We start from the raw sequence: 24,436 nt of genomic DNA, 5'->3' as shown, positions 1-24,436 counted from the left end.
TTCCACGAGGCGGTCGGGGGTCTCGTAGGCGTTGACGTGGACGTGGTCCTCGAGGTCGATCACCGGCTTGACGGTGACCTGGGTGTCGGGGTTGGCGCACCAGTCGCGGACCTGGTCGAGCGAGACGAAGGAGGCGGTGTTCTCGACGCGGGCCAGGTGTACGTCGGTGTTGGTGTTGGCGCCGCAGGCGGGGTGGGCGGAGTGGGGGCCGGCCTCGTCGAGGCTTCGGGCGCGTAGCGCGTCGTGGGAGAGGTGCACGTAGAGCACCACCTGACGTGGTCGTCGGGCCTTGGCGGTGTCGCCCTGCGCAGCAGTGTGCGGTTGATCGGAAGCACCTGGTGCGTCGGATCCACCGCACTGACCTGCGGCTGCCTCGCCGGCGCCCAGGTCGAGGGCGAGCTGACGCCGGGCGAGCTCCCCGGCGGCCTTCGCCCGCCGCACGCCCAGCGGGTCCACCGAGCCGAGCGCCTGCTGCTGCGCGGCACCGGCCGCGACGGCGGCGTCGAGGTCCAACGCGTCGGCGAGGTCGAGCTCCCCGCGCACGGTCATGGTGCCGTCGTAGGAGACCTGATCGGTGTCGATGTCGAAACACCGCCCGTCCGCAGCGGCCCGGCGCCGCTGCTCGACTTCCTCTGGCTGGAACCGGACCCGCGCCTCCTCGACCAACCGGTCCAGGGCGGCGAGGCCGATCTTGTGTGCGACTGCGGCGACGTGGGTGTCCACGAACCCCGCACCGGCCGGGACCAGGCTCATCGTCGCGTCCGCGATGCGACGGGCCTTCCACGACACCAGATCCCCAGCCACCACCCGCGCCCAGACCTTCGGCAACCGGTGGCGCAGCTCCAGGGCCTGCCCCACATACCGACGCCCGGCGTCGGTGGACATCCCCACCGCGAGGGCGAACTCGGTGACCGCGAACTCCGCCACCAACGGTGCTCCCGGTCCGGCGACCGGGATGCCGTGGTCGCCATACGGCCCGTGGACCACCGCGGCCGCCTCCAACGACTCCACCGAGTGCATCGCTGCCCAGTCCACCGCCAGCTGCAGTTGACGTGCCTCGGCCGCATCCGCCGTACCCCGCGAGACCCGGGCGGCAGCCAGCACCGCACGAGCGGTGTCGGGAGTCGCGGTCCGGGTCATGGATCCACTCAAGCAGGCGCCACCGACAGTCCTGCCCCCAGAAACCGCCCCGACACGCGGGCTGTGGAGAAGTCATCCGAGGTGGTTCCCGAGCCGCTCGCCTGCGCTCGCTGCGCCCACCCACCACCATCTTCTGCTCGCCCTGGCGGTCGCTGTCGCCGGCCCCGTCGCCGCGCTCACCGGGGCGGCCGGCGGCGCGTGACGAACACCCGGCCGCGCGCTACCGCCGGGGACGCTCGCCACCCGCCCGGGGGCCGGCCTCAGACCACCGCGACCGCGACCGCGACCAGCGCCCCCTGATGGCTCGGCACCTTGAGCACCTCGCCGTCCAGGGCGACCGTTTCCTCGGTCGAGAAGAGCAGGCTGTGCGGACCGTCGAGCGCCACCGTCGCCGGCGACGAGCCGAAGTTGACCACCATCAGCACGTCTCCGCGCTGCATCGTGAAGACCCGGCTCTCCTCGTCCACCGTGCAGCTCACCGAGCCGAACGACGGGTCGGTCAGCTCCGGGCGGGCGCGCCGTACGGCGGCCAGTCGCCGGTAGACGTCGAGGATCCGGGCGTGGCGCCCGCCCTCGAGCTCGGACCAGTCGAGCTTGGAGCGCTCGAAGGTGCCCGGGTCCTGGGGGTCGGGGACGACGGCAGGGTCCCAGCCCATCCGCTCGAACTCGTGGATGCGCCCCTCGGCGGTCGCCTTGCCCAGCTCGGGCTCGGGGTGCGAGGTGAAGAACTGGAACGGTGTGGAGGCCGCCCACTCCTCACCCTGGAACAGCATCGGCGTGAAGGGCCCGGCCAGGGTGAGCAGCGCGGCGCAGGCCAGCTGGCCGTCGTCGAGGTGGCCGGGGGTGGGGTCGGAGAGCCGGTCGCCGCGGGCCCGGTTGCCGACCTGGTCGTGGTTCTGGTTGCACACCACCAGACGCCAGGTGGGCATGTGCGCGGTGTCCACCGGGGCCCCGTGGTCGCGGCCGCGGAACGAGGAGAACGTGCCGTCGTGGAAGAACCCCTTCTCGCACACCTTCGCGAGCGCGGTGAGGGGCTCGAAGTCGGCGTAGTAGCCCTCGGTCTCCCCGCTCAGCGCGACGTGCACGGCGTGGTGGAAGTCGTCGCTCCACTGCGCGTCGAGCCCGTAGCCGCCGGCCTCGCGGGGGCGCACCAGCAGGGTGTCGTTGAGGTCGGACTCCGCGATCAGCGTCATCGGCCGGTTGCGGTACGCCGACAGCGCGGCCACCTCGATCGCCATCTCCTCCAGCAGGTGGGTCGGCGAGCTGTCCGAGAGCGCGTGCACGGCGTCGAGCCGCAGCGCGTCGACGTGGTAGTCGTCGAGCCACATCAGCGCGTTGTCGAGGATCAGCCGGCGTACCTCGTGGCTGCCGTCGGCGTCGAGGTTCACCATCGAGCCCCAGGTGTTGGCGTCCTCGTGCTTGAGGTACGGCCCGAACTCCGGCAGGTAGTTGCCTGAGGGCCCGAGGTGGTTGTAGACGACGTCCTGCACCACGCCCAGCCCGGCACGGTGGCAGGCGTCGACGAAGCGCTGGTAGGCCTCGGGGCCGCCGTACCCCTCGTGCACCGTCGACCACAGCACACCGTCGTAGCCCCAGTTGTGGGTGCCGTTGAACCCGTTGACCGGCATCAGCTCCACGAAGTCGACGCCGATCGAGCGCAGGTGGTCGAGCCGGGAGAGCGCGGCGTCCAGCGTCCCCTCGGGAGTGAACGTCCCCACGTGCAGCTCGTAGATCACCGCACCGGCCAGCTGACGGCCCGTCCAGGCGCCGTCGCCCCAGGTGTACGACGACGGGTCGTAGGTCTGCGACCGGGCGTGTACGCCGTGGGGCTGGCGCCGCGATCGCGGGTCGGGCAGCGGGGTCTCGCGGTCGTCGAGGAGGTAGCCGTAGTCGACCCCGGACCCGGCGTACTCGCTGACGTCCTCGGCGGGCGTCCACCAGTGGTCGGGGCCGCAGGTCATCGGCACCACCCGGTCGCCCACGCTGAGCGCGATCCGCTCGGGGATCGGCGCCCAGACGTCGAAGACGGTCCCGCTGGGACGGGTCCGGGTCGTGGGTGCGCTCATCTCAGGCATCCTTCTCACGCACCAGCAGTGCGACGGGGTAGGTGGACAGCACCTCGGCGAGACGTACGTCGCGGGTCACGGCCCGGCCGGTGACGGCGTCGACCCAGGTGCCCGGGGGCAGGGGGAGCCGGGTGTCGTCCCAGCCGCCGCGGGCGGCCAGCCCGACCGGCAGACGGGTGGCGACGGTGATGGCGCCGCCCCGGTCGAAGGCGACCGCGTGATCGGCGGCCGGGCCCTGGGCGGTGAGCGGGGCGTAGCCGGCGAACAGGTCGGGACAGTCGCGACGCAGGGTCAGCGCCACCTTGGTGACCAGCAGCTTGGCGTCGCCCGGGTCGTCGGGCCCGGTCGGCATCGGCGGCCGTACACCGCTGCGCACCTGGGCGAGCACGTGCTTGCGCTGCTCGAAGTCCACCGGGCGGCGGTTGTCGGGGTCCACCAGGCTCTGCTCCCACAGCTCGCTGCCCTGGTAGACGTCCGGGACGCCGGGCATGGTGAGCGCGAGCATCTTGGCCGACAGCGCGTTCACCCAGCCCGGGGCGGCGACGCGGTGCACGAACTCCTCGATCGTGCGACGGACCTTCGCGTCGTCGAAGGCGGCGTCGACTCCCGCGTGCACGGCGGCCTCGTAGGCCTCGTCGGGCTCGGTCCAGGTGGTGTGGTCGCCGGCCTCGCGCATCGCCTTCTCGGCATAGGCGTGCAACCGGTCGCGGCTCGCCGGCCAGGACCCCACCACGGCCTGCCAGAGCAGGTTGGCGAAGCCCGCGTCCGGCATCGGCGCCAGCTCGAGCAGACGGGTCAGCGTCGCGTCCCACTCTTCGGGGAGCTCCGCGATGGTGGTGATCCGCGACCGGACGTCCTCGCCGCGCTTGGTGTCGTGCGTCGAGAGCGCCGTCATCGCCATCGGCCAGGTGGCCTGTCGCTCGGCCATCGCCTCGTGGAAGACGTCCGGCGCCACCGCGAAGACGCTGGGGTCGCCGCCGACCTCGTTGAGCGAGGTGAGCCGCGACCAGCGGTAGAAGGCGCAGTCCTCGACCCCCTTGGCCATCACCATCCCGCTGGTCTGCTGGAAGCGCAGGGCGGGCCGGTTCTGGGCGTCGGTGAGCACCGGGGCCAGCACGTCCAGCACCGGCTCGAGGTCCGGGCGGTGCCGGCGGGCCAGGGCGAGCGCCTCCTCGAAGTGCTCGAGGCCCTCGGGCAGGTAGGAGCGGTAGACCGGGAAGCAGGCGAGCAGCTCGGCCACCGCGTCCACGATCTCCTCGGTGCCGGGGCTCGGCGCGGCCGGATCGGCGCCCGCGGTGGCCTCGAGCACCTGCTCGATCTCACGGGTGATCCGGCGCACCTCGGAGTTCAGGATGCCGTCCGCGACCGCGCGCTTGGTGTCGTGGATCATCCGGTGCCAGTCGACCGGCTCCCCGCGCAGCCGCGTCTCAAGCGCGTCCAGCGGGCCCTCGCCGGAGGGGTCGGTGAGGATGCGGTCGATCAGCGCCAACGCGTCGTAGCCGGTGGTGCCGGCGGTGTCCCACTCGGTGAGCAGGCTCTCGCCCGGCTCCAGGATCTTCTCGACCAGCACGTAGGCGTTGCCGGTCAGTCCGGCGAGGTCGCGCAGGTAGCCGCCCGGGTGGCGCAGCCCGTCGGGGTGGTCGACGCGCAGGCCGTCGACCAGGCCCTCGTCGAACCAGCGCCGGATCTCGACGTGCGACTCCTCGAAGACGTCGCGGTCCTCGACCCGCACGCCGGCGAGCTCGTTGACGGCGAAGAACCGGCGGTAGTTGAGCTCGTCGTCGGCCATCCGCCAGCTCACCAGCTCGTAGTGCTGGCGGTCGTGCACGGCGTTGGGGTCCAGGCCGCCGGGCAGCGACTCGTCGTCGGAGCCGGGGGCGATCGGGAACCGCTTGTCGTGGTAGCGCAGCTCGCCGCCGACGACGGCCAGGTTGGCGATCGGGCCGCCGGGCTCGTCCTGGTCGTCGTCGCCGACCACCGGGATCCGGATCCGTCCGTCGCCGGCGGCCCAGTCGATGTCGAAGGCGTTCGCGCGCATCGAGTCGCGGCCCCGGGCGAGCAGGTCCCACCACCAGGCGCCCTGGTGCGGCGTGGCCACCCCGACGTGGTTGGGGACGATGTCGACGAGCACGCCCATGCCGAGGCGACGTGCCTCCTCGGACACGGCGGCCAGCCCCGCCGCGCCGCCGCGGGCGGGGTCGATGTCGTCGTGGCTCACCACGTCGTAGCCGTGGTCGCTGCCGGGCTCCGAGGCGAGCAGCGGGGAGAGGTAGACCCAGTCGGCGCCGAGACCGTGCAGGTACTCCAGCAGGTCGCGGGCCGCGTAGAGGTCGAACTCCTCGGTGATCTGCAGGCGGTAGGTGCTCACCGGCGCCCGCTCGGGAACGGCCCGGGTCACCGGCTCGGTCTCGCTCATCGCGCCGTCTCGGCCTGGGCGGCCACGGACGCGGCGACGGAGTGGTCGACGTCGGCCTCGGGCTCGGTGTACTCGCGCAGGACCAGCATGCTGCGGGTCTCCAGGTCGACGATGCTCCCCGCGGCGCACGGGCCGCGGTCGTCGGCCACCCCGCCGGTGTCGATGACCACCTCCCACATCTCGGCGTACTCCGCGGGGGGCAGGGTCACCTGGGCCGGGCCGTCGGCGTTGAAGTAGAGCAGGAAGTGGTCGTCGATGATCTGCTGGCCGCGCGCGTCGGCACCGGCGATGCCGTGGCCGTTGAGGTACATCCCGATCGCCTTGGCGCCGTCGTTCCAGTCGCCGTCCTCCATCGGGCGCCCGTCCAGGTGCAGCCAGACGATGTCGTTGAGGCGCTCGCCATCGCCGGTACGCACGGTGCCGCCGGTGAAGAAGCGCTTGCGGCGGAACGTCGGGTGGTCGTGGCGCAGCCGGGAGACCGCCGAGGTGAACTCCACCAGCGGCTGGTCGACGCGGTCCCAGTGCACCCAGCTCAGCTCGGAGTCCTGGGCGTAGGTGTTGTTGTTGCCGTCCTGGGTGCGGCCCAGCTCGTCGCCGTGCGCGATCATCGGCACGCCCTGGCTCAACAGCAGCGTGGCCAGGAAGTTGCGCTGCTCGCGGGCCCGGGCCAACTGGATCTCGGGGTCGTCGGTCGGTCCCTCGACGCCGTGGTTCCAGGACCGGTTGTGGTTCTCGCCGTCGTTGTTGTCCTCGCCGTTGGCCTCGTTGTGCTTCTCGTTGTAGGAGACCAGGTCGCGCAGCGTGAAGCCGTCGTGCGCGGTGACGAAGTTGATGCTCGCCACCGGCCGGCGCCCGGAGTGCTCGTAGAGGTCCGAGGAGCCGGCGATCCGGCTGGCGAACTCGCCGAGCGAGGGCTCGCCGCGCCAGAAGTCGCGCACGGTGTCGCGGTAGGCGCCGTTCCACTCGGTCCACTGGGGCGGGAAGCCGCCCACCTGGTAGCCGCCCGGGCCGACGTCCCAGGGCTCGGCGATCAGCTTGACCTGGCTGACCACCGGGTCCTGCTGGACGAGCTCGAAGAAGGTCGCCAGCCGGTCCACGTCGTAGAACTCCCGCGCCAGCGTGGAGGCGAGGTCGAAGCGGAAGCCGTCCACGTGCATCTCGGTGACCCAGTAGCGCAGCGAGTCCATCAGCAGCTGCAGCGAGTGCGGATGGCGCACGTTGAGGGAGTTGCCGGTGCCGGTGTAGTCCATGTAGTACTGCTCGTCGTTCTCGACGAGGCGGTAGTAGGCCGGGTTGTCGATGCCCTTGAAGCTCAGCGTGGGCCCGAGGTGGTTGCCCTCGGCGGTGTGGTTGTAGACCACGTCGAGGATGACCTCGATGCCGGCCGCGTGCATCGCCTTGACCATCGCCTTGAACTCCTGGACCTGCTGGCCCTGGCCCTGCTGGCTGCGCGCGGTGGCGGCGTAGTCGGCGTGCGGGGCGAAGAAGCCCAGGGTGTTGTAGCCCCAGTAGTTGCGCAGGCCCTTCTCCAGCAGCGTGTTGTCCTGCACGAACTGGTGGACCGGCATCAGCTCGAGCGCGGTCACCCCGAGCTTGGTCAGGTGCTCGGTGACAGCCGGGTGGGCGAGCCCGGCGTAGGTGCCGCGGATCTCCTCGGGGATCTCCGGGTGGAGCTGGGTGAGCCCCTTGACGTGCGCCTCGTAGATGACGCTCTCGTTGTAGGGGATGCCGAGCAGGCGGTCGCCCTCCCAGTCGAAGAACGGGTTGATCACGACGCCGAGGGTCATGTGCTGCGCGGAGTCGTCGTCGTTGCGCGAGGAGGGGTCGCCGAAGTTGTAGCCGAACAGCGACTGGTCCCAGTCGATCTCGCCGCTGGTCGCCTTGGCGTAGGGGTCGAGGAGCAGCTTGTTGGGGTTGCAGCGCAGCCCGCGCGAGGGGTCCCAGGGGCCGTGCACGCGGTAGCCGTAGCGCTGCCCGGGCTGGATCTGGGGCAGGTAGCAGTGCCACACGTGGGCATCCACCTCCCGAACCTCCACCCGCGTCTCGGTGCGGGTGCCGTCAGGTGCCTCGTCGAAGAGGCAGAGCTCGACTCGGTCGGCGGCTTCACTGAACAGTGCGAAGTTGGTGCCGCTGCCGTCGAAGGTCGCGCCGAGCGGGTATGCCGCTCCCGGCCAGGTCTCCATCAGTGATGCCTCTCTCCCCTCCGGCACGGTGCCGAAGTTGGAACGTTCAAAGCTCGGGGTGGTGTCCGTGCCGGAGGAGATGTGCCCGCTCTGGGGAGCTCCTACACCTGGGTGTGAGGGGCGTCCCTGTCCGGGGCGCAGTCCGGCCCCGAGCCCCTCTCGGAGCGGAGGGCGGAGAGGGGGCAGAGAGGGGAGAGGTGTGACTCAGCTCGAGCGAGGACTCACCTGGTCGGCGAGGTTCTCGGGCATCGGCTCGTAGTGGGCGAAGGCGCGGGTGAAGGTGCCGGTGCCGTGGGTCGCCGAGCGCAGGTCGACGGCGTAGCGGACCAGCTCCAGGGCCGGCACGTGGGCGCGGACCACGCTGTGCCGGTCCTCGGTCTGCTCGCTGCCGAGCGGGCGCCCGCGACGCGCGGCGAGGTCGCTCATCACCGCGCCCACCTGGTCGTCGGGCACCCGCACCAGCACCTCGTCGTACGGCTCCAGGACGGCGACACCGGCCGCGGCCGCGGCGTCGCGCAGGGCCAGCGCGCCGGCGCTCTGGAAGGCCATGTCGGAGGAGTCGACGCTGTGCGACTTGCCGTCGGTGAGGGTGACCCGCAGGTCGACGACCGGGTAGCCGTTGAGGACGCCGCGCTCCATCTGGGCGCGCACGCCCTTCTCGACGCTGGGGATGTACTGGCGCGGCACCGCGCCACCGACCACCTTGTCGACGAACTCGAAGCCGCTGCCGGCCGGGAGCGGCTCGACCTCGATGTCGCACACGGCGTACTGCCCGTGGCCGCCGGACTGCTTGACGTGGCGGCCGTGCCCCACGCCCTTGCCGCGGAAGGTCTCGCGCAGCGGCACCAGCACGTCGCGCTGCTCCACGCTGACCCCGAAGCGGTCGTGCAGCCGGTCCAGGGCGAGCTCGGCGTGCGCCTCGCCCATCACCCACAGCACCAGCTGGCGGGTCTCGGCGTTCTGCTCGATGCGCAGCGACGGGTCCTCGGCGCTGAGCCGCGAGAGCGCGACCGAGAGCTTGTCCTCGTCGGACTTGGTGGCCGCCTCGATGGCGATCGGCAGCAGCGGGGCCGGCATCGCCCAGGGCCTCAGCACGCACGGCCGGTCGACGGCCGAGAGCGTGTCGCCGGTCTCGGCGCCGCCGAGGCGGCCGATCGCGGCGATGTCACCGGCGACGACCCGCTTGGCCGGCACCTGCAGGCGGCCGAAGGGGTGGCCCAGCGCGCCGATCCGCTCGTCGTCGTCGTGGTCCTCGTGTCCCGAGCCCTCCCCGTAGAACGAGGTGAAGTGTCCCGAGACGTGCACCGCGGCGTCCGCCTCGAGCGTCCCGGAGAACACCCGGACCAGGCTGACCCGGCCCAGGTAGGGGTCGCTGGTGGTCTTGACGACCTCGGCGACCAGCGGGGCGTCGGGGTCGCAGGTCAGCGCCTCGGCGGGCCGGCCGGCGGTGGTGAACGCCTCCGGGGCCGGATGCTCGGCGGGCGAGGGGAAGCCGCGCACCATCAGCTCCAGCAGCTCGGCGCAGCCTGCGCCGGTGGTGGCGCAGACCGCCACCACGGGGTGCAGGGCGGCTCCGGCCACGGCACGCTCGAGGTCGGCGACGAGGGTCTGCTCGGAGATCTCCTCGCCGGCGAGGTAGCGCTCCATCAGGCTCTCGTCCTCGGACTCCTCGATGACCGCCTCGATCAGCGCGGCGCGGCGCGGGTCCATCTCGGCGCCCGCGACCGCCGGGCCGCCGCGCAGCAGCGACGCCGTACCGGCGCCGTCGGGCACCAGGACCGGGAGCACCTTGTCGCCGAACGCCGCCTGGGCGGCGGTGAGGACGGCGGCGAAGTCGGCGCGGGCGTGGTCGAGCTTGGTGACCACCACGGCGCGCGGCATCCCCACCTCGGCGCACTCGGCCCACAGCTGGGCGGCGGCGTGGTCGACGCCCTCGTTGGCGGCGAGCACGAACAGCGCGCAGTCGGCCGCGCGCAGACCGGCTCGCAGCTCGCCGACGAAGTCGGCGTAGCCGGGGGTGTCGAGGAGGTTGACCTTGACGTCGCGGTGCAACAGGGGCGCGACCGCCAGGGAGGACGAGCGGCCGTGTGCCTGCTCGGTCTCCTCGAAGTCCGAGACCGTGGTGCCGTCGGCGACCGAGCCCGGGCGGTTCAGCGCTCCGGCCTGGACCAGCAGCGCCTCGACCAGCGAGGTCTTGCCTGACGAGGCCGGCCCCACCAGGACCACATTGCGGATCTGGTCGGGCCGGGTGACCTCGAGGCTCTGCGCGGCATTTCTGCGGTTGCCCTTGTCTGCCATGGGGCCAGCCAACGCCTGCGGTGCGGGACAGGCAAGGGACCCAAGGCCCTCTTCGGTCTCGGACCTGCGGGACGGCGTGGTTACCCGCGGGTACGCTTCCCTCATGACGCGCGAGATCTATGACGAGGACCACGAGGCATTCCGGGCATCGGTCAAGGAGTTCCTCGACCGCCAGGTGGTGCCGCACATGGAGGAGTACGCCGGCAACCACGGCCTGCCCCGTGAGTTCTGGCTCGAGGCCGGCAAACAGGGCTACCTCGGCCTGGAGGTGCCCGAGCAGTACGGCGGCTCCGAGGCCGGCGACTACCGCTTCAACGCGGTCCTCACCGAGGAGCTGGCCAAGGTCAACATGACGCTGCCCTCGTGCGTGGGCATCCACGCCGACATCGTCGCGCCGTACCTGGTGCACCTGACCAACGACGAGCAGAAGCAGCGCTGGCTGCCCAAGTTCTGCAGCGGCGAGCTGCTCACCGCGATCGGGATGACCGAGCCCGGCGGCGGCTCGGACCTGGCCAACCTCAAGACCACCGCCGTTCGCGACGGCGACGACTGGATCCTCAACGGGTCCAAGACCTTCATCACCAACGGCGGCAGCGCCGACCTGGTGGTGGTGGCCGCGCGCACCAGCCCGGAGAAGAAGGCCAAGGGCATCTCGCTGTTCGGCGTCGACACCAGCCTGCCGGGCTTCTCGGTGGGCCGGGTGCTCGACAAGGTGGGCCAGGACGAGTCCGACACCGCCGAGCTCGCCTTCGAGGACGTCCGGGTCAGTAACGCCGACCTGATCGGCCCGCTCGACACCGGCTTCATCTCGATGATGCAGTTCCTCCCGCAGGAGCGCCTCGGCTCGGCGGTCACCAACCTCGCCCACGCCGCGCAGATCCTCGAGGAGACGATCCAGTACGCCAAGGACCGCAAGGCCTTCGGCCAGCCGATCGGCAACTTCCAGCACAACCAGTTCCTGCTGGCCGAGCTGGTCACCCAGATCGAGGTCACCCAGGCGTTCGTCGACCAGTGCGTGATGAAGCACACCCGGGGCAAGCTGAGCCCGGTGGACGCCGCCAAGGCGAAGTGGTGGACCTCGCAGGTGCAGAACGACGTGCTCGACCACTGCGTGCAGCTGCACGGCGGCTACGGCTACATGAACGAGTACCGCGTGGCCCGCGCCTGGCGCGACGCCCGCGTCACCAAGATCTGGGCCGGCTCCAACGAGATCATGAAGATGCTGATCGGCCGCGACCTGGGCCTCTGAGGCTGGGCGCTGGGGTGGGTGCTGCCGCGTCAGGTTTCCCCGGTCGACCGGGGAAACCGACCGGCCCCTCAGTCCGCCAGGCGCGGCGGGAAGCCCCCGGTGGCGATCGGGCCCCAGCGCGTCGGGGTGATCCGCAGCAGCGACTTGCCCTGGCGGCGCATGGCGGCGCGGTACTCGTCCCAGTCGGGATGCTCGCCGGCGATGGAACGGTAGTAGGAGACCAGCGGCTCGACCGACTCCGGAGGGTCGACGACCTCGCAGTCGCCGTCGACCTGGACCCAGGCGTCGTTGAACTCCGTGGAGAGGACGACCACGCTGACCTGCGGGCGCTGGCGGGCATTGGCGGTCTTCGCGCGCTCGGGGTAGGTCGAGATCACGATGCGCCCTTCGTCGTCCACGCCGCCGGTGACCGGCGAGGCCTGCGGGCGCCCGTCCGCGCGGGTGGTGATCAGGACCATCTGGTGGCGGTCGCGCACGAAGTCCAGCAGGGCTGCGCGGTCGACCTCGGTCGTGGTGGCGATCTTCGGTGACATGTCCCCACCCTGCGTCATGGCTGGTCGCCGCGTCGACCGGCCGGCCGCCGCGGCTGGCTAGCCTGACGCCATGCGGATGTTCGTGGCGGTGGTGCCACCTCCCGAGGCCCTCGACGATCTCGACGCCTTCCTGGAGCCGCGCCGCGAGGCGGCGGACTTCCGGTGGACCGCGATCGATCAGGTGCACTGCACGCTGGCCTTCCTGGCCGACGTGCCGGACCGGGCCCTCGAGGACCTCGTCGAGCGGCTCGAGCGCGCCGCGCAGCGCCGTACGCCGATGCGCACCCGGATCGCCGGCGGCGGAGCCTTCCCGAACGCCGCGCGGGCGCGGGTGCTGTGGGCGGGCCTGGACCTCGACGAGGACGGCGAGCGGGAGCTGGGCCGGCTGGCGACCGGGGCCCGCGCGGCAGCCGGCCGTGCCGGCGCCCCCGCCGACGGCAAGCGGTTCCGTCCGCACCTGACCGTCGCCCGGCTGGGCTTCCCGGGCGAGGTGAGCAACTGGGTGAAGCTGCTGGACGGCTATGCCGGCCCCGGGTGGGAGGTGGACGAGATGGTCCTGGTCGCCTCGCACCTCGGGGAGGGACCCCGGCGACGCCCGCGCTACGAGGAGGTCGCCCGTTTCCCGCTCGGCTGAGCCGGTCGAGGGGCAGTCCGTCGCCCGCGGCCCGGTGTGCCGCACCCGCCGCACAGCCGCGACTGCCCTAGGTTGCAGGAGATGAGAATCACGGTAGCCCGGGAGAGCCGGGCCACAGAGACCCGCGTCGCACTGGTCCCCGAGCTGGTCGGGAAGCTGACCGCGCTCGGCTACGAGGTCACCGTCCAGCCCGGCGCGGGTGCGCAGGCCCTGATCGCGGACGAGGAGTACGTCGCGGCAGGCGCGTTGCTCGACGAGGCCGCGCTCGACTCCGCCGACCTCGTGGTCGCGGTGCAGCCGCTCGACGTCGCCTCGGTGCGACGCCTGCGGCGCGGCGCCGCCACGATCTCGTTCCTGCCGACGGGGCAGGTGCCCGACGTGGTCGCCGGCCTGCGCGACTGCGGGGTCGACTCCTGGGCGATGGAGCTGGTGCCGCGCATCTCGCGGGCACAGTCGATGGATGCGCTGTCGTCGCAGTCGCTGGTCTCCGGCTACCGCTGCGCGATCGTCGCGGCCGGGCTGCTGCGCCGGTTCTTCCCGTTGAACATGACCGCCGCCGGCACCGTCGCGCCGGCCGAGGTCGTGGTCCTCGGCGCCGGCGTGGCCGGTCTGCAGGCGATCGCCACCGCACGGCGGCTCGGCGCGGTCGTCAAGGCCTACGACGTGCGCGCCGCCGCCGCGGAGGAGATCCGCTCGGTGGGTGCCCAGGCGATCGAGCTGGACCTCGAGACGCTGGACGGCGCGGGCGGCTACGCGCGGGAGATGAGCGAGGACCGCGCAACCCGCCAGCGCGAGCTGCTCGCGCCGTACATCGCCGCCGCGGACGCGCTGATCACCACCGCCGCGGTCCCCGGCCGGCGCGCGCCGGTGCTGGTCACCTCGGCGATGGTCGAGCAGATGTCTCCCGGCTCCGTCGTCGTCGACCTCGCCGCCGACAGCGGCGGCAACGTCGAGGGCTCGGTGCCCGGCGAGATCGTCCGGATCGGGCACGCGCAGGTGTGGGGCGGACAGAACGTGCCCGCGCAGATGCCGGGGCCCGCGTCGCGGCTCTACGCGCAGAACATCGTCAGCCTGATCACGCTGATGACCCGCGACGGCGTCTTCGACCCCGACCACGACGACGAGATCGTCGCCGGCGCCTGCGTCACCCGCGGGGGCGCGATCGTGCATGGACCATCGCGGGAGCTGGTCGAGGGGCCGGTCCCGCCCGAGGAGCAGGAGGTGGGCCGGTGAGCGAGTCCATGGTCTGGTTGACGATCTTCGTGCTGAGCGTGTTCGTCGGCATCGAGGTCATCGCCAAGGTCTCCTCGACGCTGCACACCCCGCTCATGTCGGGGGCCAACGCGATCCACGGCGTCATCCTGCTCGGCGCCATCCTCGTCACCGGCACCACCGACAGCACCGTGGCCCTGGTCGTCGGACTGGTCGCCATCGTGCTGGCGGCGGTCAACATGGTCGGCGGCTTCGTGGTGACCGACCGGATGCTGCAGATGTTCACCCGGCGCAAGCCCGCCGCCGGTGCCCCGGCCGCCGGGAAGGGCGGCAAGTGATGCCGACCTGGGTCCAGCTGGTGTACCTGCTCTGCGCGGTCGGGTTCATTCTCGCCCTCAAGGGGCTGGCCGGGCCGCGTACGGCGCGGCTGGGCAACCTGGTGGGGGCGGGCGCCGCGGTGGTGGCCTGCGCGGTGCCGTTCCTCTACCTCGATCTCGACCACGTGCCGCTGATCCTCGGCGCGGTCGCGATCGGCTCGGTGGGCGGCTTCCTGGGCGCCCAGCGGGTCCAGATGACCCAGATGCCGCAGATGGTGGCGCTGTTCAACGGCGTCGGCGGCGGCGCCGCGGCGCTGGTCGCGCTGCTGGAGCTCACCGAGATGGCCCACCTCGCCGAGCTGGGCGTCGAGACCGACTGGTTCCCGCTGGTCGCCACCGCGTTCACGATCCTGGTGGGGTCGGTCTCCTTCGCCGGCTCGGTGATCACCTTCGCCAAGCTCCAGGAGCTGATGACCTCACGCCCGGTGGTCTTCCCCGGCCTGCCGGTCGCCTTCGCCGCCGGCCTGCTGGCGGCCGTGGTCCTCTCGGTGCTGGTGGTCGGCGAGCCCACCGTGTGGATCGGCGTCGTGCTGGCGCTGCTCGGCCTGGTGCTCGGGGTGCTGCTGGTGTTGCCGGTCGGCGGTGCCGACGTGCCCATCGTGATCTCGCTGCTCAACGCCTTCACCGGGCTGACGGTCGCCGCGGGCGGCTACGTGCTGGGCAACACGGTCCTGCTGGTGGCCGGCACGCTCGTGGGTGCGGCGGGCACGTACCTGACCCTGCTGATGGCGCGCGCCATGGGCCGCTCGGTGGCCAGCATCCTCTTCGGCGCGCTGCGCGGCGGCTCCACGCTGGGCGCCGGCGTGGCCTCGGACCGCCCGGTCCGCTCGGCCGCCCCCGACGACGTCGCGATCCTGCTCGGCTACGCCGACCGGGTGATCATCGTCCCCGGGTACGGCCTCGCCGTCGCCCAGGCCCAGCACACCCTGCGCGAGCTGGTCGACGTGCTCACCGGGCGTGGCACGCGCGTCGACTACGCCATCCACCCGGTGGCCGGCCGGATGCCCGGGCACATGAACGTGCTGCTCGCCGAGGCCCAGGTGCCCTACGAGCAGCTCGTCGAGATGGACGACATCAACGGCGAGTTCAAGCACACCGACGTGGTTCTGGTCGTCGGCGCCAACGACGTGGTCAACCCCGCCGCCCGGACCAGTCCGGAGGCCCCCATCTACGGCATGCCGATCCTCAACGCCGACGAGGGCCGGCAGGTCGTGTTCCTCAAGCGCTCCATGCGCCCCGGGTTCGCCGGCATCGAGAACGAGCTGCTCTTCGATCCCACGACCACGCTGCTCTTCGGGGACGCGAAGGAGACCTTGAGCAAGGTGCTGGCGGCCGTCAAGGCGCTGTAGCGCCGCCGTACGCCCCCGGCCGCCGTACTTCCCCTGCCGCCGTACTTCCTCTGCCGTACTTCCCCTGCCGTTTGGTCCCCAACGGCGACGATTCCGGGCGTACAGGGTCCGTCTCTGACCAATCGGCGCGCACGCCACGCCAGTACGGCGCACCGGAAGGCCCAGCCCGGTCTCAGGCCCCGACCGGGCCGTACGACGCGCGTCAGCGCGGGAGCGCGGTGGTCCTCAGCGCGTGAGCGCCTCAGTCCTCAGCGCCTCAGTGCGCGACCCCGTAGAGGCGGTCGCCGGCGTCGCCCAGCCCGGGCACGATGTAGCCCTTCTCGTTGAGGCGCTCGTCCATCGCGGCGGTGACGACCGTGATCGGGATGCTCAGGTCGGACAGGTCGCGCTCCAGGCGCTCGCAGCCCTCGGGGGCGGCCAGCAGGCAGATCGCGGTGATGTGGTCGGCGCCGCGGTCGGTGAGGAACCGGATCGCCGCGGCGAGCGTGCCGCCGGTGGCCAGCATCGGGTCCAGCACGTAGCACTGGCGACCGGAGAGGTCCTCGGGCAGTCGCTCGGCGTAGGTGGAGACGTTCAGCGTCTCCTCGTTGCGGACCATGCCGAGGAAGCCGACCTCGGCGGTGGGCAGCAGCCGCATCATCCCGTCGAGCATGCCCAGCCCGGCGCGCAGGATCGGGACGACGAGGGGCTTGGGGGTGGCGAGCTTGACCCCGGTCGTGGCCGAGACAGGGGTCTCGATGTCCACGTCGCACACCCGCACGTCGCGCGTCGCCTCGTAGGCGAGCAAGGTGACCAGCTCGTCGGCCAGCCGGCGGAACGTCGGGGAGTCGGTCCCCTTGTCGCGGAGGGTGGTGAGCTTGTGGGACACGAGGGGGTGGTCAACGACGTGGGTGCGCATGTGCCGAACCCTAGTCGCTGTGCCGTCCGGGGACAGGGCCGAAGGGGGTTGGCCGCGACACTCGGCGTCTGTCAGGCTGGGTAGGTCCGAGTCGGGCCGAGGGCGCACCCGCGCCGGGATCGCTGATCGGAGGAGTCAGGAGATGACGGACCAGCTGGACGGCGTGGACTTCGCGCTGGCCGCCTACCGTGAGGAAGGCGTGTGGCAGCTCGTCGCGCTGGCCCCCAGTGTCGTCGTCGACGTGGACTCCCTGACCGCGGCGCTGCGCCGTTTCCCCGGCGACGGGGGAGCGCTGGGGATGATCGCGATCGACGAGGACTTCTTCGTGCTGGTCCGGGTGGCGGGGGTCGACGTCAGGCTGCTCCTGTCCGACGTGACCGCGGCCGACGAGTGGCAGCTGGCGCTCTCCGTCGTCGAGCACCTCGGGCTGCCGTTGCCCGAGGAGGACGACGAGCCGCTGCCGGCCGGTGACCTCGACATCTGCGGCGATCTGGGGATGCACCCGATGGACATGGGCGTGCTGCTCGACGACTACGAGCTCTTCCCCGACGAGATGCTCTCCGACATCGCCGGTCGGCTGGGCTTCGGCACCCTCTTCGACGAGGCAGTCGGCCTGGCGTCTGCATGAGCACGTCGCTCTACGCCCTGTGGGCGCCGGCCATGGAGCTCGCCCTCGACGAGGCGCGAGGCGCACTGGCGACCGGTGACGTCCCGATCGGTGCGGTGGTGCTCGACCCGATCGGCGAGGTGATCGGCCGCGGCCGCAACGTGCGCGAGGCCCTGGCCGACCCGACCGGCCACGCCGAGGTGGTGGCGCTGCGCCAGGCGGCCCGTACCCGCGGCGAATGGCGCCTGGAGGGCTGCACGCTGGTGGTGACCCTCGAGCCGTGCACGATGTGCGCCGGCGCCGCGGTGCTGAGCCGGGTCGCCCGCGTCGTCTTCGGGGCGTACGACGACAAGGCGGGCGCCGTGGGCAGCCTGTGGGACGTGGTGCGCGACCGGCGGCTCAACCACCGCCCGGAGGTGCTCGCCGGGGTCCTGGCCGGCGAGTCGACGGCGCTCCTCGACGCGTTCTTCCGCGACCACCGCGCCGAGCGCGGCCTGGATGCCTGAGGCGCCGCCCCGCCCGCCCGACGGGGCCCGAATTCCGTAGCGGCGTCCCGGTCGGGTACATTCTCCGGCGGTGGCGTGTCCGAGCGGCCTAAGGAGAACGCCTCGAAAGCGTTTGTGGGTGCAAGCCCACCGAGGGTTCAAATCCCTCCGCCACCGCCAGAGGGGTACAGACGAAAATCTGTAGCCCGAGAGACGAAAGTCCCAGCAACGCCGTCTCGTGGCCCGAATCCGGGTCCACGGGGCGGCGTTGTTGCGTTCGGGGCCGCTCGTCGCGGCTGAGTGACCAGCCACTGGGTTGTCAGCGAGTACGTCGTGCCGAAAATGGCGAAGACCCGCCCGAATTCCGGGCAGGCCGGTTCGTGCGGGTCTTGCGGGTGTGGGTGACCGGTGCTGGTCAGGCGGCTTCTTCTACAACGCGCTCCGCCAGTCGCAGGAGGGCCTGCACGGGTTCACCAAGGACGACGCCTACAAGCACTCGGCACCCCCGGCAAGCACCGCGTCAAGGGCCGCGCCGCCCAGTCGGTGTTCGCCGCCTTCCTCCTCGCCGCCGCAGGCATCCGTAAGGTCCGCGTGTTCCTCCGCAACGCCGTCCCGGACAGCAACGGCGAGCTCTACGTGCCCCGCCGCGAACGCAAGGGCGAGCACGCCACCAGCCACCTCCCGCCCGGCATCAAGGGCACGCGCGGGGACCCCGACTACGACGCGTCGGACCCCGACACCAGGTGTGGGTGTGCTCGGAGGTGCCGAAGGTGAGGTCCTGGGCGTACTTGGCTGCGGCGAGGCGGGACTGGTCCTCGGTGTTGATGACATTCGGGTCGGTTGAGGTGAACGCGCCCATGTCGATGGTGACCGACTCCTGGCGGCACGGCTTGGGCCGCACGCCACCGGTCTGGGTCGCTGGGTCGGGAAGAGCACGGTCCCTGAGGCGGACCCCGAGGACCGGTCCACCGATGAACACCTTCTGTTCGGACTTCGGCTTCAGGGCGCACATGACGGCCGGGTGGGAACCGGAGGCGGCGCAGCCCCACCGCTGGCTGCCGGACTTGTTGGTGCCCTTGAACCGTGCCCGGTACGCCAGAGCACCCCGACCGATATGCCGACCTGCGCGACCCAGCCACCGGACCGCATCCGTCTACGCAAAGCCCGTGGGGGCAACGATGCCCACCGGCTGGCGCTACGTGCCCGCCACCGAAACCCTCCACGTCGGCGCCGGAGAATGGACCGGACTCACTGCCGAGACCGCCGAACACACCGTCGGTGGAAGCCGAGTCCTCGAGTCCTGGCTCGACTTTCGCCTAGCCGCCCCCAAGAAGCGATGCCGCTCCCCGCTCGACCACATCAACGCCACCCAGTGGTACCCCGACTGGTCCACTGAACTGAGTAACCTGCTCGTCATCCTGAATCAGATGGTCGTTGCCGAGGACGACATGTCCAAGATCCTGACTGAAATCCTCGCCGGGCCGCTGCTCACCCGTGACCAGATCGAGGACGACGACGTGCAGTGGCCCGCACACGACAAGGACCCGATCCGCAACCCTCGCATCAGCCTTGTCGGGACCCTCCTCGACGACAGGGATAGTGACGACTGATGCCACGCCGACGCCGCTGGCAAGGGCGAAACCGCCAAGGGAGCAGCATGTCCGAATCGCTCCGTCCGGGCACGAACGCTGCCATCGGATTCGCAGGAACTGCTGCAGAGCACGCTCAAGTCTTCCGATGATGTCCGACATGGAAGACACCCAATCCCGTCGTCAACCGGTGGCGCAGATACGGCAAGGACCGGCTCTACGTCGAGCAACCAGACGGCGTGAAGATCGGCTGGTGGGATCTGGTGACCGATGAGGCGCACCCAGAGGACCCGGAGCACCTCACCTCGCTCACGGGCACCTAGCCCATCCAGTCGTAGCGGCCGAGATGGCATCGGCGTGGCGGTCCGACACGAGGTCTTGGCGATTCAGGCAACGCACTGTCGGTGCTGAACCTTAACCTCAGACTGGACCGAACCGTCCGAAGCCGAGGGACGCACGCACGAACCGAACGGGGAACCTCATGCTCATCAAGACCCTCTACGTGAGGTTCTACAAGTCGTTCAACTACGACTACCTGCGCAAGAGCGACCCCAAAGCCGTGCCCGACTCGTGGGACCTCCTCGACGACGACCTCTTCTACCCGTTCGTGCGCATCCCGATCGAGAAGCAGGTCACCACGGTGGTCGGGGCGAACGAGTCTGGCAAGAGTCAACTCCTCTCCGCCATCAAGTGCCTCCTCACCGGCAGAGGCATCGAGCGTCGCGACTTCTGCCGCTACTCGGCGTTCTTCTCGGTGGGCAAGGAGATGGCCGTCCCCGAGTTCGGGGCCGAGTTCTGCGGCCTCTCTGAGGCCGACGCCGACACCATTCGAGGACTGCTCGGGCTGAGTGCCGACGACGAGATCAAGTCGTTCTGGCTCTTCCGGTTCAACAAGCGCATCGTCATCTACGCGACCGGCCCGAACGGCACCTGTGTCGAGAAGGCCCTCACCGCCAAGATGCTGGAGAAGATCACCCTTCCCACGTTCTTCGAGATCGACGCCAAGGTCCCTCTCCCGGACAGCGTGCCCATCGACTACCTGATCGCCCCCAAGTCCTCCAGAACGCTGCGGCCTCGCTCCCGCCTGCTGGGGTTCGTCGAGTCGCTCATCGACAACCCCGACTGGTTCACCTCCACCGAGACCGTCACCAAGGCCGCAGGCTCGCTCACCGGCGTGTACCCCACCTACGAGTCGGGCCGCGACGACGAGTTCCTCGTGTCACGCTTGGACCTGGCGGAGAAGTTGCTCCTCGGCGTGGCAGGCATCGACAAGTCCGCCTTTGAAGAATTGCGCGAAGCCGTCAAGACGTCCGAGGGGTACGCCAACGGGCTCGTCGACAAGATGAACGAGCGGCTCGCCAACGCCCTGAACTTCTCCAAGTGGTGGTCCCAGGACAGCGACTTCTCCCTCTACCTGACCCTGCGCGACTTCGACCTCGTGTTCACGGTGCGCGACCGTACCGGCAGCGACTACTCGTTCAGCGAGCGCAGCGGCGGCATGAGTTACTTCCTCTCCTACTTCGTGCAGTACCTCTCGCACAAGCCCACCGGTGGGCAGGAGATCCTGCTGATGGACGAGCCGGACGCCTACCTGTCGATGCTCGGACAGCAGGACCTCCTCGCTGTCTTCAGCGACTTCGCCGCCCCCGCCGATCCCGACAAGGCCCCGGTACAGGTTGTCTACGTCACCCACTCGCCCTTCCTGATCGACAAGAACCACGGCGAGCGGATCAGGGTGCTGGAGAAGGGCGACGGCGACGAGGGCACCCGTGTCGTCAGCAACGCCGCGCGCAACCACTACGAGCCGCTCCGGTCCGCCTTCGGTGCCTTCGTCGCCGAGACCACCTTCATCGGCAACTGCAACCTCATGCTCGAAGGACAGGCCGACCAGGTGCTTCTCGCTGGCCTCAGTTCGCTCGCCCGTCGACTGGGCAGCAAGGACGACACCCTCGACCTCAACACCCTCACCCTCGTCCCGGCCGGGTCTGCCGAGCACCTCCCGTACATGGTCTACCTGGCGCGTGGCCGAGACGTCGACACCCCCGCCATCGCCGTCCTCCTCGACAGCGACAAGGAGGGTCAAGACATCGCAGCCGAACTCAAGAAGGGTTACCGGGGCCGCCGCCTCATCGACGACGACTTCGTCATCAGCATCGGTGAACTGAACGCGACTGCCCTCACCCTGTCCACGGACACCCTGCAGGAGACCGAAGACCTCATCCCCGCCGAAGTCGCCGTTCTGGCCATCAAGAGGTTCGCCGAGGAAGTCCTCTCCGCAGACGACGCCGCAGCACTGTCCGCGAAACTCACGAAGATCGAACCGGACCCCGGACAGAAACTCTTCAAGGCCGCAGAGGCTGCCGCCACGGCTGCCAGCCCGCACGCTGACCGGCCGCTCCGCCTCGACAAGGTCGGCTTTGCCCGCGCCGTCCTCGAAGCCGCCGAACACGACGCCACCGGCGAACTGCGCACCCGCACCCTCGACAACTTCGCGATCCTGTTCCGCAGCCTCGACAAGGCCCAGCGCGACGCCATGCGCAAGAACAACCGCGACCGGACCAGCAAGATCCTCAACCGGCTCCGAAAGAACTTCATCAAGGACCACCCCAAGGTCGTCACCCGACGCGACGTGGAGGAGTTCCTCGACACCATCCTCGCCCAACTCATCGACACCAGCCCCGAAGCCGAAACCGTCCGCGACGCCGTGCGACGCATCCGCGCCGACTTCGAACTCCACGAGGAACCACACACGATCGTCGATGACTACGACAGACTGCTCACCCGGCTCGAAGCGCTCGTCTACGAGCCAGTGCGACAAGTGCAGGACGCCTCCGCATGAGCCCTCTCATGTTCGTGCAAGATCAGGTTTCCGTCGTCACCGACACACTCGCTACCACCGCTGACGGTGCAGCCTGACGTGCGCCACGTACAGGACCGAGTCCTTCGGCGACCGACTATCAGGAGGTGTACTGAGCATGCGTGAGGTGCGACCCACCATTCGGGCGCTCAAGTCACTGCCGCGAGACTCGTTCGACGACACCACTCCGCTGGACCTGATCGTTAACAGCGACTACCAGCGGCTCAATCTCTACGGCGTGCAGCATCCGTTGCTGGAGGATGCGCGCAAGCGCTTCGCGACGGGGCTTCCTGATCGGCACAAGTCCGCCTCCAAGGCGTACGGGCAGCCCGTCTTCGAGGTCCGCGATCGCAATGGGGCGGGCTGGCGCGGTGCCGTCGTCCTCGACGCGAGCGGTGACCCCTGGCTGGTTTGGGCGGAGCGACACGACCAGTTCCACAAGAAAGTCGCTGGTGTTGCGTTCGCGGATCACCTGCCCATCCTCGTCGAGTACAAGATTCGCGACCGGGAGGAAGCAGCGGCGAAGGCCCGTGACTGGGAGCGCAGTGTCCTCAAGAAGTTCGTGGAGGCGCTGAGAGAGTCAGTGCGTACCGGTGCGCCTGCGATTGCCACGGTTCCGGGAACGAAGCCTAGCGACACCACAGACGTGGAGGTCTCCGCTGACCACGACGAACCGAGTAAGGACCCAGGCGAAGCGCAAGACGGGCTGAGTCTGCTCACGGTCTCCGTGCGGATCGGAGGCGGAGGGTGGGGCGAGTTCGAGAGTGCCCTGACGCGCATCTGCCTGCCATTTCTTGCGCCGGACGTCTCGCGCATCGAGACCGTATATGGCACGGACGGCACCCTCATCGTGTACGTCACGATGACGCACGCGCAGTTGATCCAACTGCTCGCGGATCCGCCGACTTACGACGGAGGCGACCCGATTGCAGTCACCCCGCCAGACCGGCTCCACTACGTCGGCATCGAGTACCTGCTCGATGGTTATGTGCATAGCAAGCCCACCCGAGGCGTCTGTGGGATCTGGTTCGTTCCCTCGCGGACCGAGGCATGTGGGTTGCCGATCTGCGAACGCTGCGAAGCGGAGCAGCCCGCAGCACAGGTAGTGCTGGACCTGCTCCGCTTCAAGCAGTAGCGCTCAAAGAGCGTCGAGCGCTTTGATGTCCTCGTCGGTGAGTTCGGCCGCGCCGTTACGCACAACCGACTCCACCAGGTCCGGGGTGCCGTAAGAAGAGGCGATTGCCGCCTTCGCGCGCTCGCGACGGGCGATGAAGTCCATCAGTTCGCTCATCGGGATGCGCTTGTGCGTGCCAACGTCGCCGGTGGAGGCGGTCTTCAACTCGCCGCTCTTGATGAACTTCAACAGGTGCGGGCGGCTCATGTGGAGAAGGGCGGCCGCCTCGTTCGGCGTCAGGTGTTTCTCGGTCTCGACAAAGGCCACGTCCTGTCCCTTGCTGATGCAAACGGCGACATGCTGCAGCACGACTCCGAACGCGGAACCCTGAGGCAGGTTGGCTGCAAGGGTCTCGACCTGCTTCAGTTCCTCAGCGGAAACGTCCTGAGCGTGCAGGGTGTCAGGCATGGCGGCGTGGACCTTCTTTCGAGCGACATGGGGAAGGCATCGCAAGTGTCACGACTGTAGCCTCTGTAATATCTGTAACACAAGTCTTCTATCGGCTCCCTAACGGAGCGCGTTAACAAGACCGCCCAGGAAGTCCTCCACGGCCCGGTGGGTGCCTCGCGCCACGCCGTGTTACACGCCCGCGCTCCACTCCCGTAGTCACCAGCACGGATCGGCGAGCACCGGCGACCCGAACGTGGCTGCGGCCCGGGTCGCCTGCAACGGCGGCTCGGGCCACATCGTTAACCCCTGATCGCCTGTTTCACTGTGACCAGACCAGACCGGTCCGGGTCGAGGAGCCTGTCAATACCCCTCGCGCCCAGCCCGCCGGGTTGTCCGGTCCGCTGCCTACGGCGCACCGTGCACCCGACACGTCGACAGAATTGGTCGACGAACGACATCGTGGAACAGCATGGATACGGGACGGCAACCCACCGGAGGCGGTGTCCAGGTCCGCCCAGCACACCGCCGGAGACTGGGCCGCGTAACGCATCTGTTCCGGTAGTGCGCGGTCCGGCTGTCCTGTCGGTGAGTTCAGACAGGATGGCGGGCATGAGCAACACCACCGCCGCCGAGTCGCTGAGGGTTCCGGACGGCCATCCGGCACAGCTCCTCCGTGACCGCGAGGAGCAGCACGAGTACCCGTCCATTGACATCGAGGTGTTCTCCGGGCGGCGGCCCGAAGGCATCCCCGGTCCGCGGTCGTGGTGGGCAAGCGCGATCGTCAGCGACCACGCCTCGCCTCCCCTCCACATCCCCGGTCGCCCGCATGAGCCTCACCCTCGTCAACGAGTTGCTCTGCGACCCCGTAATGGCCCTCGATGCCATTGACAGCGACTCACTCATCGGGACTGCTGCACGATCGGGTGACAGGTTGGGTCACGCAGCCTGAGTGGCTGGCGTGGTCATGATGGTCTCGAAC

19 protein-coding genes and 1 tRNA gene are annotated in these 24,436 nt (G+C 70.1%); 11 read left to right on the top strand and 9 right to left on the bottom strand.

Annotated features, from left to right (window positions below; translation table 11 throughout):
- The 5 genes from AC6EH9_RS19735 to AC6EH9_RS19715 all read right to left on the bottom strand — a co-directional run.
- On the bottom strand, positions 1–1,140 hold a 1,140-nt coding region (locus AC6EH9_RS19735), incomplete at its 3' end, for an HNH endonuclease signature motif containing protein (protein ID WP_498425389.1).
- 260 nt (positions 1,141–1,400) lie between these two features.
- Positions 1,401–3,206, bottom strand: coding sequence for a malto-oligosyltrehalose trehalohydrolase (gene treZ / locus AC6EH9_RS19730; RefSeq protein WP_498425388.1), 1,806 nt, complete (start codon positions 3,204–3,206; stop codon positions 1,401–1,403).
- A gap of 1 nt (position 3,207) precedes the next feature.
- A complete protein-coding gene (gene treY / locus AC6EH9_RS19725) occupies positions 3,208–5,622 on the bottom strand; it encodes a malto-oligosyltrehalose synthase (protein WP_498425387.1) in 2,415 nt (804 codons plus the stop codon).
- Positions 5,619–7,805, bottom strand: coding sequence for a glycogen debranching protein GlgX (gene glgX, locus AC6EH9_RS19720; protein WP_498425386.1), 2,187 nt, complete (start codon positions 7,803–7,805; stop codon positions 5,619–5,621). Before glgX ends, treY begins: the two co-directional genes overlap by 4 nt.
- A gap of 204 nt (positions 7,806–8,009) precedes the next feature.
- Positions 8,010–10,103: an elongation factor G-like protein EF-G2 gene (locus AC6EH9_RS19715; protein ID WP_498425385.1), complete on the bottom strand. Its 2,094-nt coding sequence runs from the start codon at positions 10,101–10,103 to the stop codon at positions 8,010–8,012.
- A gap of 103 nt (positions 10,104–10,206) precedes the next feature.
- Here AC6EH9_RS19715 and AC6EH9_RS19710 point away from each other — a divergent pair, with 103 nt between their 5' ends.
- Positions 10,207–11,352, top strand: coding sequence for an acyl-CoA dehydrogenase family protein (locus tag AC6EH9_RS19710; RefSeq protein WP_498425384.1), 1,146 nt, complete (start codon positions 10,207–10,209; stop codon positions 11,350–11,352).
- Between the two features lie 68 nt (positions 11,353–11,420).
- On the opposite strand, the gene AC6EH9_RS19705 is transcribed toward AC6EH9_RS19710, so the two are convergent.
- A complete protein-coding gene (locus tag AC6EH9_RS19705; RefSeq protein WP_498425383.1) occupies positions 11,421–11,885 on the bottom strand; it encodes a PPOX class F420-dependent oxidoreductase in 465 nt (154 codons plus the stop codon).
- Between the two features lie 70 nt (positions 11,886–11,955).
- Here AC6EH9_RS19705 and thpR point away from each other — a divergent pair, with 70 nt between their 5' ends.
- The 4 genes from thpR (at position 11,956) to AC6EH9_RS19685 (ending at position 15,457) form a co-directional block, all read left to right on the top strand.
- A complete protein-coding gene (gene thpR, locus AC6EH9_RS19700; RefSeq protein ID WP_498425382.1) occupies positions 11,956–12,519 on the top strand; it encodes an RNA 2',3'-cyclic phosphodiesterase in 564 nt (187 codons plus the stop codon).
- Between the two features lie 81 nt (positions 12,520–12,600).
- The gene (locus tag AC6EH9_RS19695) at positions 12,601–13,752 is read left to right on the top strand and encodes an NAD(P) transhydrogenase subunit alpha (protein WP_498425381.1); all 1,152 of its coding nucleotides are present in this window, start codon (positions 12,601–12,603) and stop codon (positions 13,750–13,752) included.
- On the top strand, positions 13,749–14,069 hold the full coding sequence (locus AC6EH9_RS19690) for an NAD(P) transhydrogenase subunit alpha part 2 (protein WP_498425380.1): 321 nt from the start codon (positions 13,749–13,751) through the stop codon (positions 14,067–14,069). Before AC6EH9_RS19695 ends, AC6EH9_RS19690 begins: the two co-directional genes overlap by 4 nt.
- Positions 14,069–15,457 carry an NAD(P)(+) transhydrogenase (Re/Si-specific) subunit beta gene (locus AC6EH9_RS19685; RefSeq protein ID WP_498425379.1) on the top strand — a complete coding sequence of 463 codons (1,389 nt, stop codon included), beginning with the start codon at positions 14,069–14,071 and terminating at the stop codon, positions 15,455–15,457. The genes AC6EH9_RS19690 and AC6EH9_RS19685 overlap by 1 nt, the downstream gene beginning before the upstream one ends.
- Positions 15,458–15,713: 256 nt before the next feature.
- On the opposite strand, the gene upp is transcribed toward AC6EH9_RS19685, so the two are convergent.
- The gene (gene upp, locus AC6EH9_RS19680; protein WP_498425378.1) at positions 15,714–16,355 is read right to left on the bottom strand and encodes a uracil phosphoribosyltransferase; all 642 of its coding nucleotides are present in this window, start codon (positions 16,353–16,355) and stop codon (positions 15,714–15,716) included.
- 142 nt (positions 16,356–16,497) lie between these two features.
- On the opposite strand from upp, the gene AC6EH9_RS19675 reads away from it, so the two are divergent.
- The 3 genes from AC6EH9_RS19675 (at position 16,498) to AC6EH9_RS19665 (ending at position 17,627) form a co-directional block, all read left to right on the top strand.
- On the top strand, positions 16,498–16,983 hold the full coding sequence (locus tag AC6EH9_RS19675; protein ID WP_498425377.1) for a tRNA adenosine deaminase-associated protein: 486 nt from the start codon (positions 16,498–16,500) through the stop codon (positions 16,981–16,983).
- Positions 16,980–17,468 carry a nucleoside deaminase gene (locus AC6EH9_RS19670; protein ID WP_498425376.1) on the top strand — a complete coding sequence of 163 codons (489 nt, stop codon included), beginning with the start codon at positions 16,980–16,982 and terminating at the stop codon, positions 17,466–17,468. The genes AC6EH9_RS19675 and AC6EH9_RS19670 overlap by 4 nt, the downstream gene beginning before the upstream one ends.
- Before the next feature lie 69 nt (positions 17,469–17,537).
- A tRNA-Ser gene (locus tag AC6EH9_RS19665) sits at positions 17,538–17,627 on the top strand.
- A gap of 511 nt (positions 17,628–18,138) precedes the next feature.
- Here the strand turns inward: AC6EH9_RS19665 and AC6EH9_RS19660 are convergent.
- The gene (locus tag AC6EH9_RS19660; protein ID WP_498425375.1) at positions 18,139–18,348 is read right to left on the bottom strand and encodes a hypothetical protein; all 210 of its coding nucleotides are present in this window, start codon (positions 18,346–18,348) and stop codon (positions 18,139–18,141) included.
- Between the two features lie 277 nt (positions 18,349–18,625).
- On the opposite strand from AC6EH9_RS19660, the gene AC6EH9_RS19655 reads away from it, so the two are divergent.
- The 3 genes from AC6EH9_RS19655 (at position 18,626) to AC6EH9_RS19645 (ending at position 23,028) form a co-directional block, all read left to right on the top strand.
- Complete coding sequence (locus tag AC6EH9_RS19655; RefSeq protein WP_498425374.1) at positions 18,626–19,057, top strand: hypothetical protein; 432 nt, start codon at positions 18,626–18,628, stop codon at positions 19,055–19,057.
- A gap of 460 nt (positions 19,058–19,517) precedes the next feature.
- The gene (locus AC6EH9_RS19650) at positions 19,518–21,875 is read left to right on the top strand and encodes an AAA family ATPase (protein ID WP_498425373.1); all 2,358 of its coding nucleotides are present in this window, start codon (positions 19,518–19,520) and stop codon (positions 21,873–21,875) included.
- 136 nt (positions 21,876–22,011) lie between these two features.
- Positions 22,012–23,028 (top strand): DUF3039 domain-containing protein, encoded by a 1,017-nt coding sequence (locus tag AC6EH9_RS19645; RefSeq protein WP_498425372.1) that lies wholly within the window; start codon positions 22,012–22,014, stop codon positions 23,026–23,028.
- A 3-nt stretch (positions 23,029–23,031) separates the two neighbouring features.
- Here the strand turns inward: AC6EH9_RS19645 and AC6EH9_RS19640 are convergent, their stop codons facing one another.
- Positions 23,032–23,475 (bottom strand): helix-turn-helix domain-containing protein, encoded by a 444-nt coding sequence (locus AC6EH9_RS19640; protein ID WP_498425371.1) that lies wholly within the window; start codon positions 23,473–23,475, stop codon positions 23,032–23,034.
- Between the last annotated feature and the right edge of the window lie 961 nt (positions 23,476–24,436).

It is taken from the genome of Nocardioides sp. Z21_20 (assembly GCF_059766585.1).
Note: the sequence above shows the minus strand (reverse complement) of the source record. Positions and strands in the feature narration are given on the sequence as shown.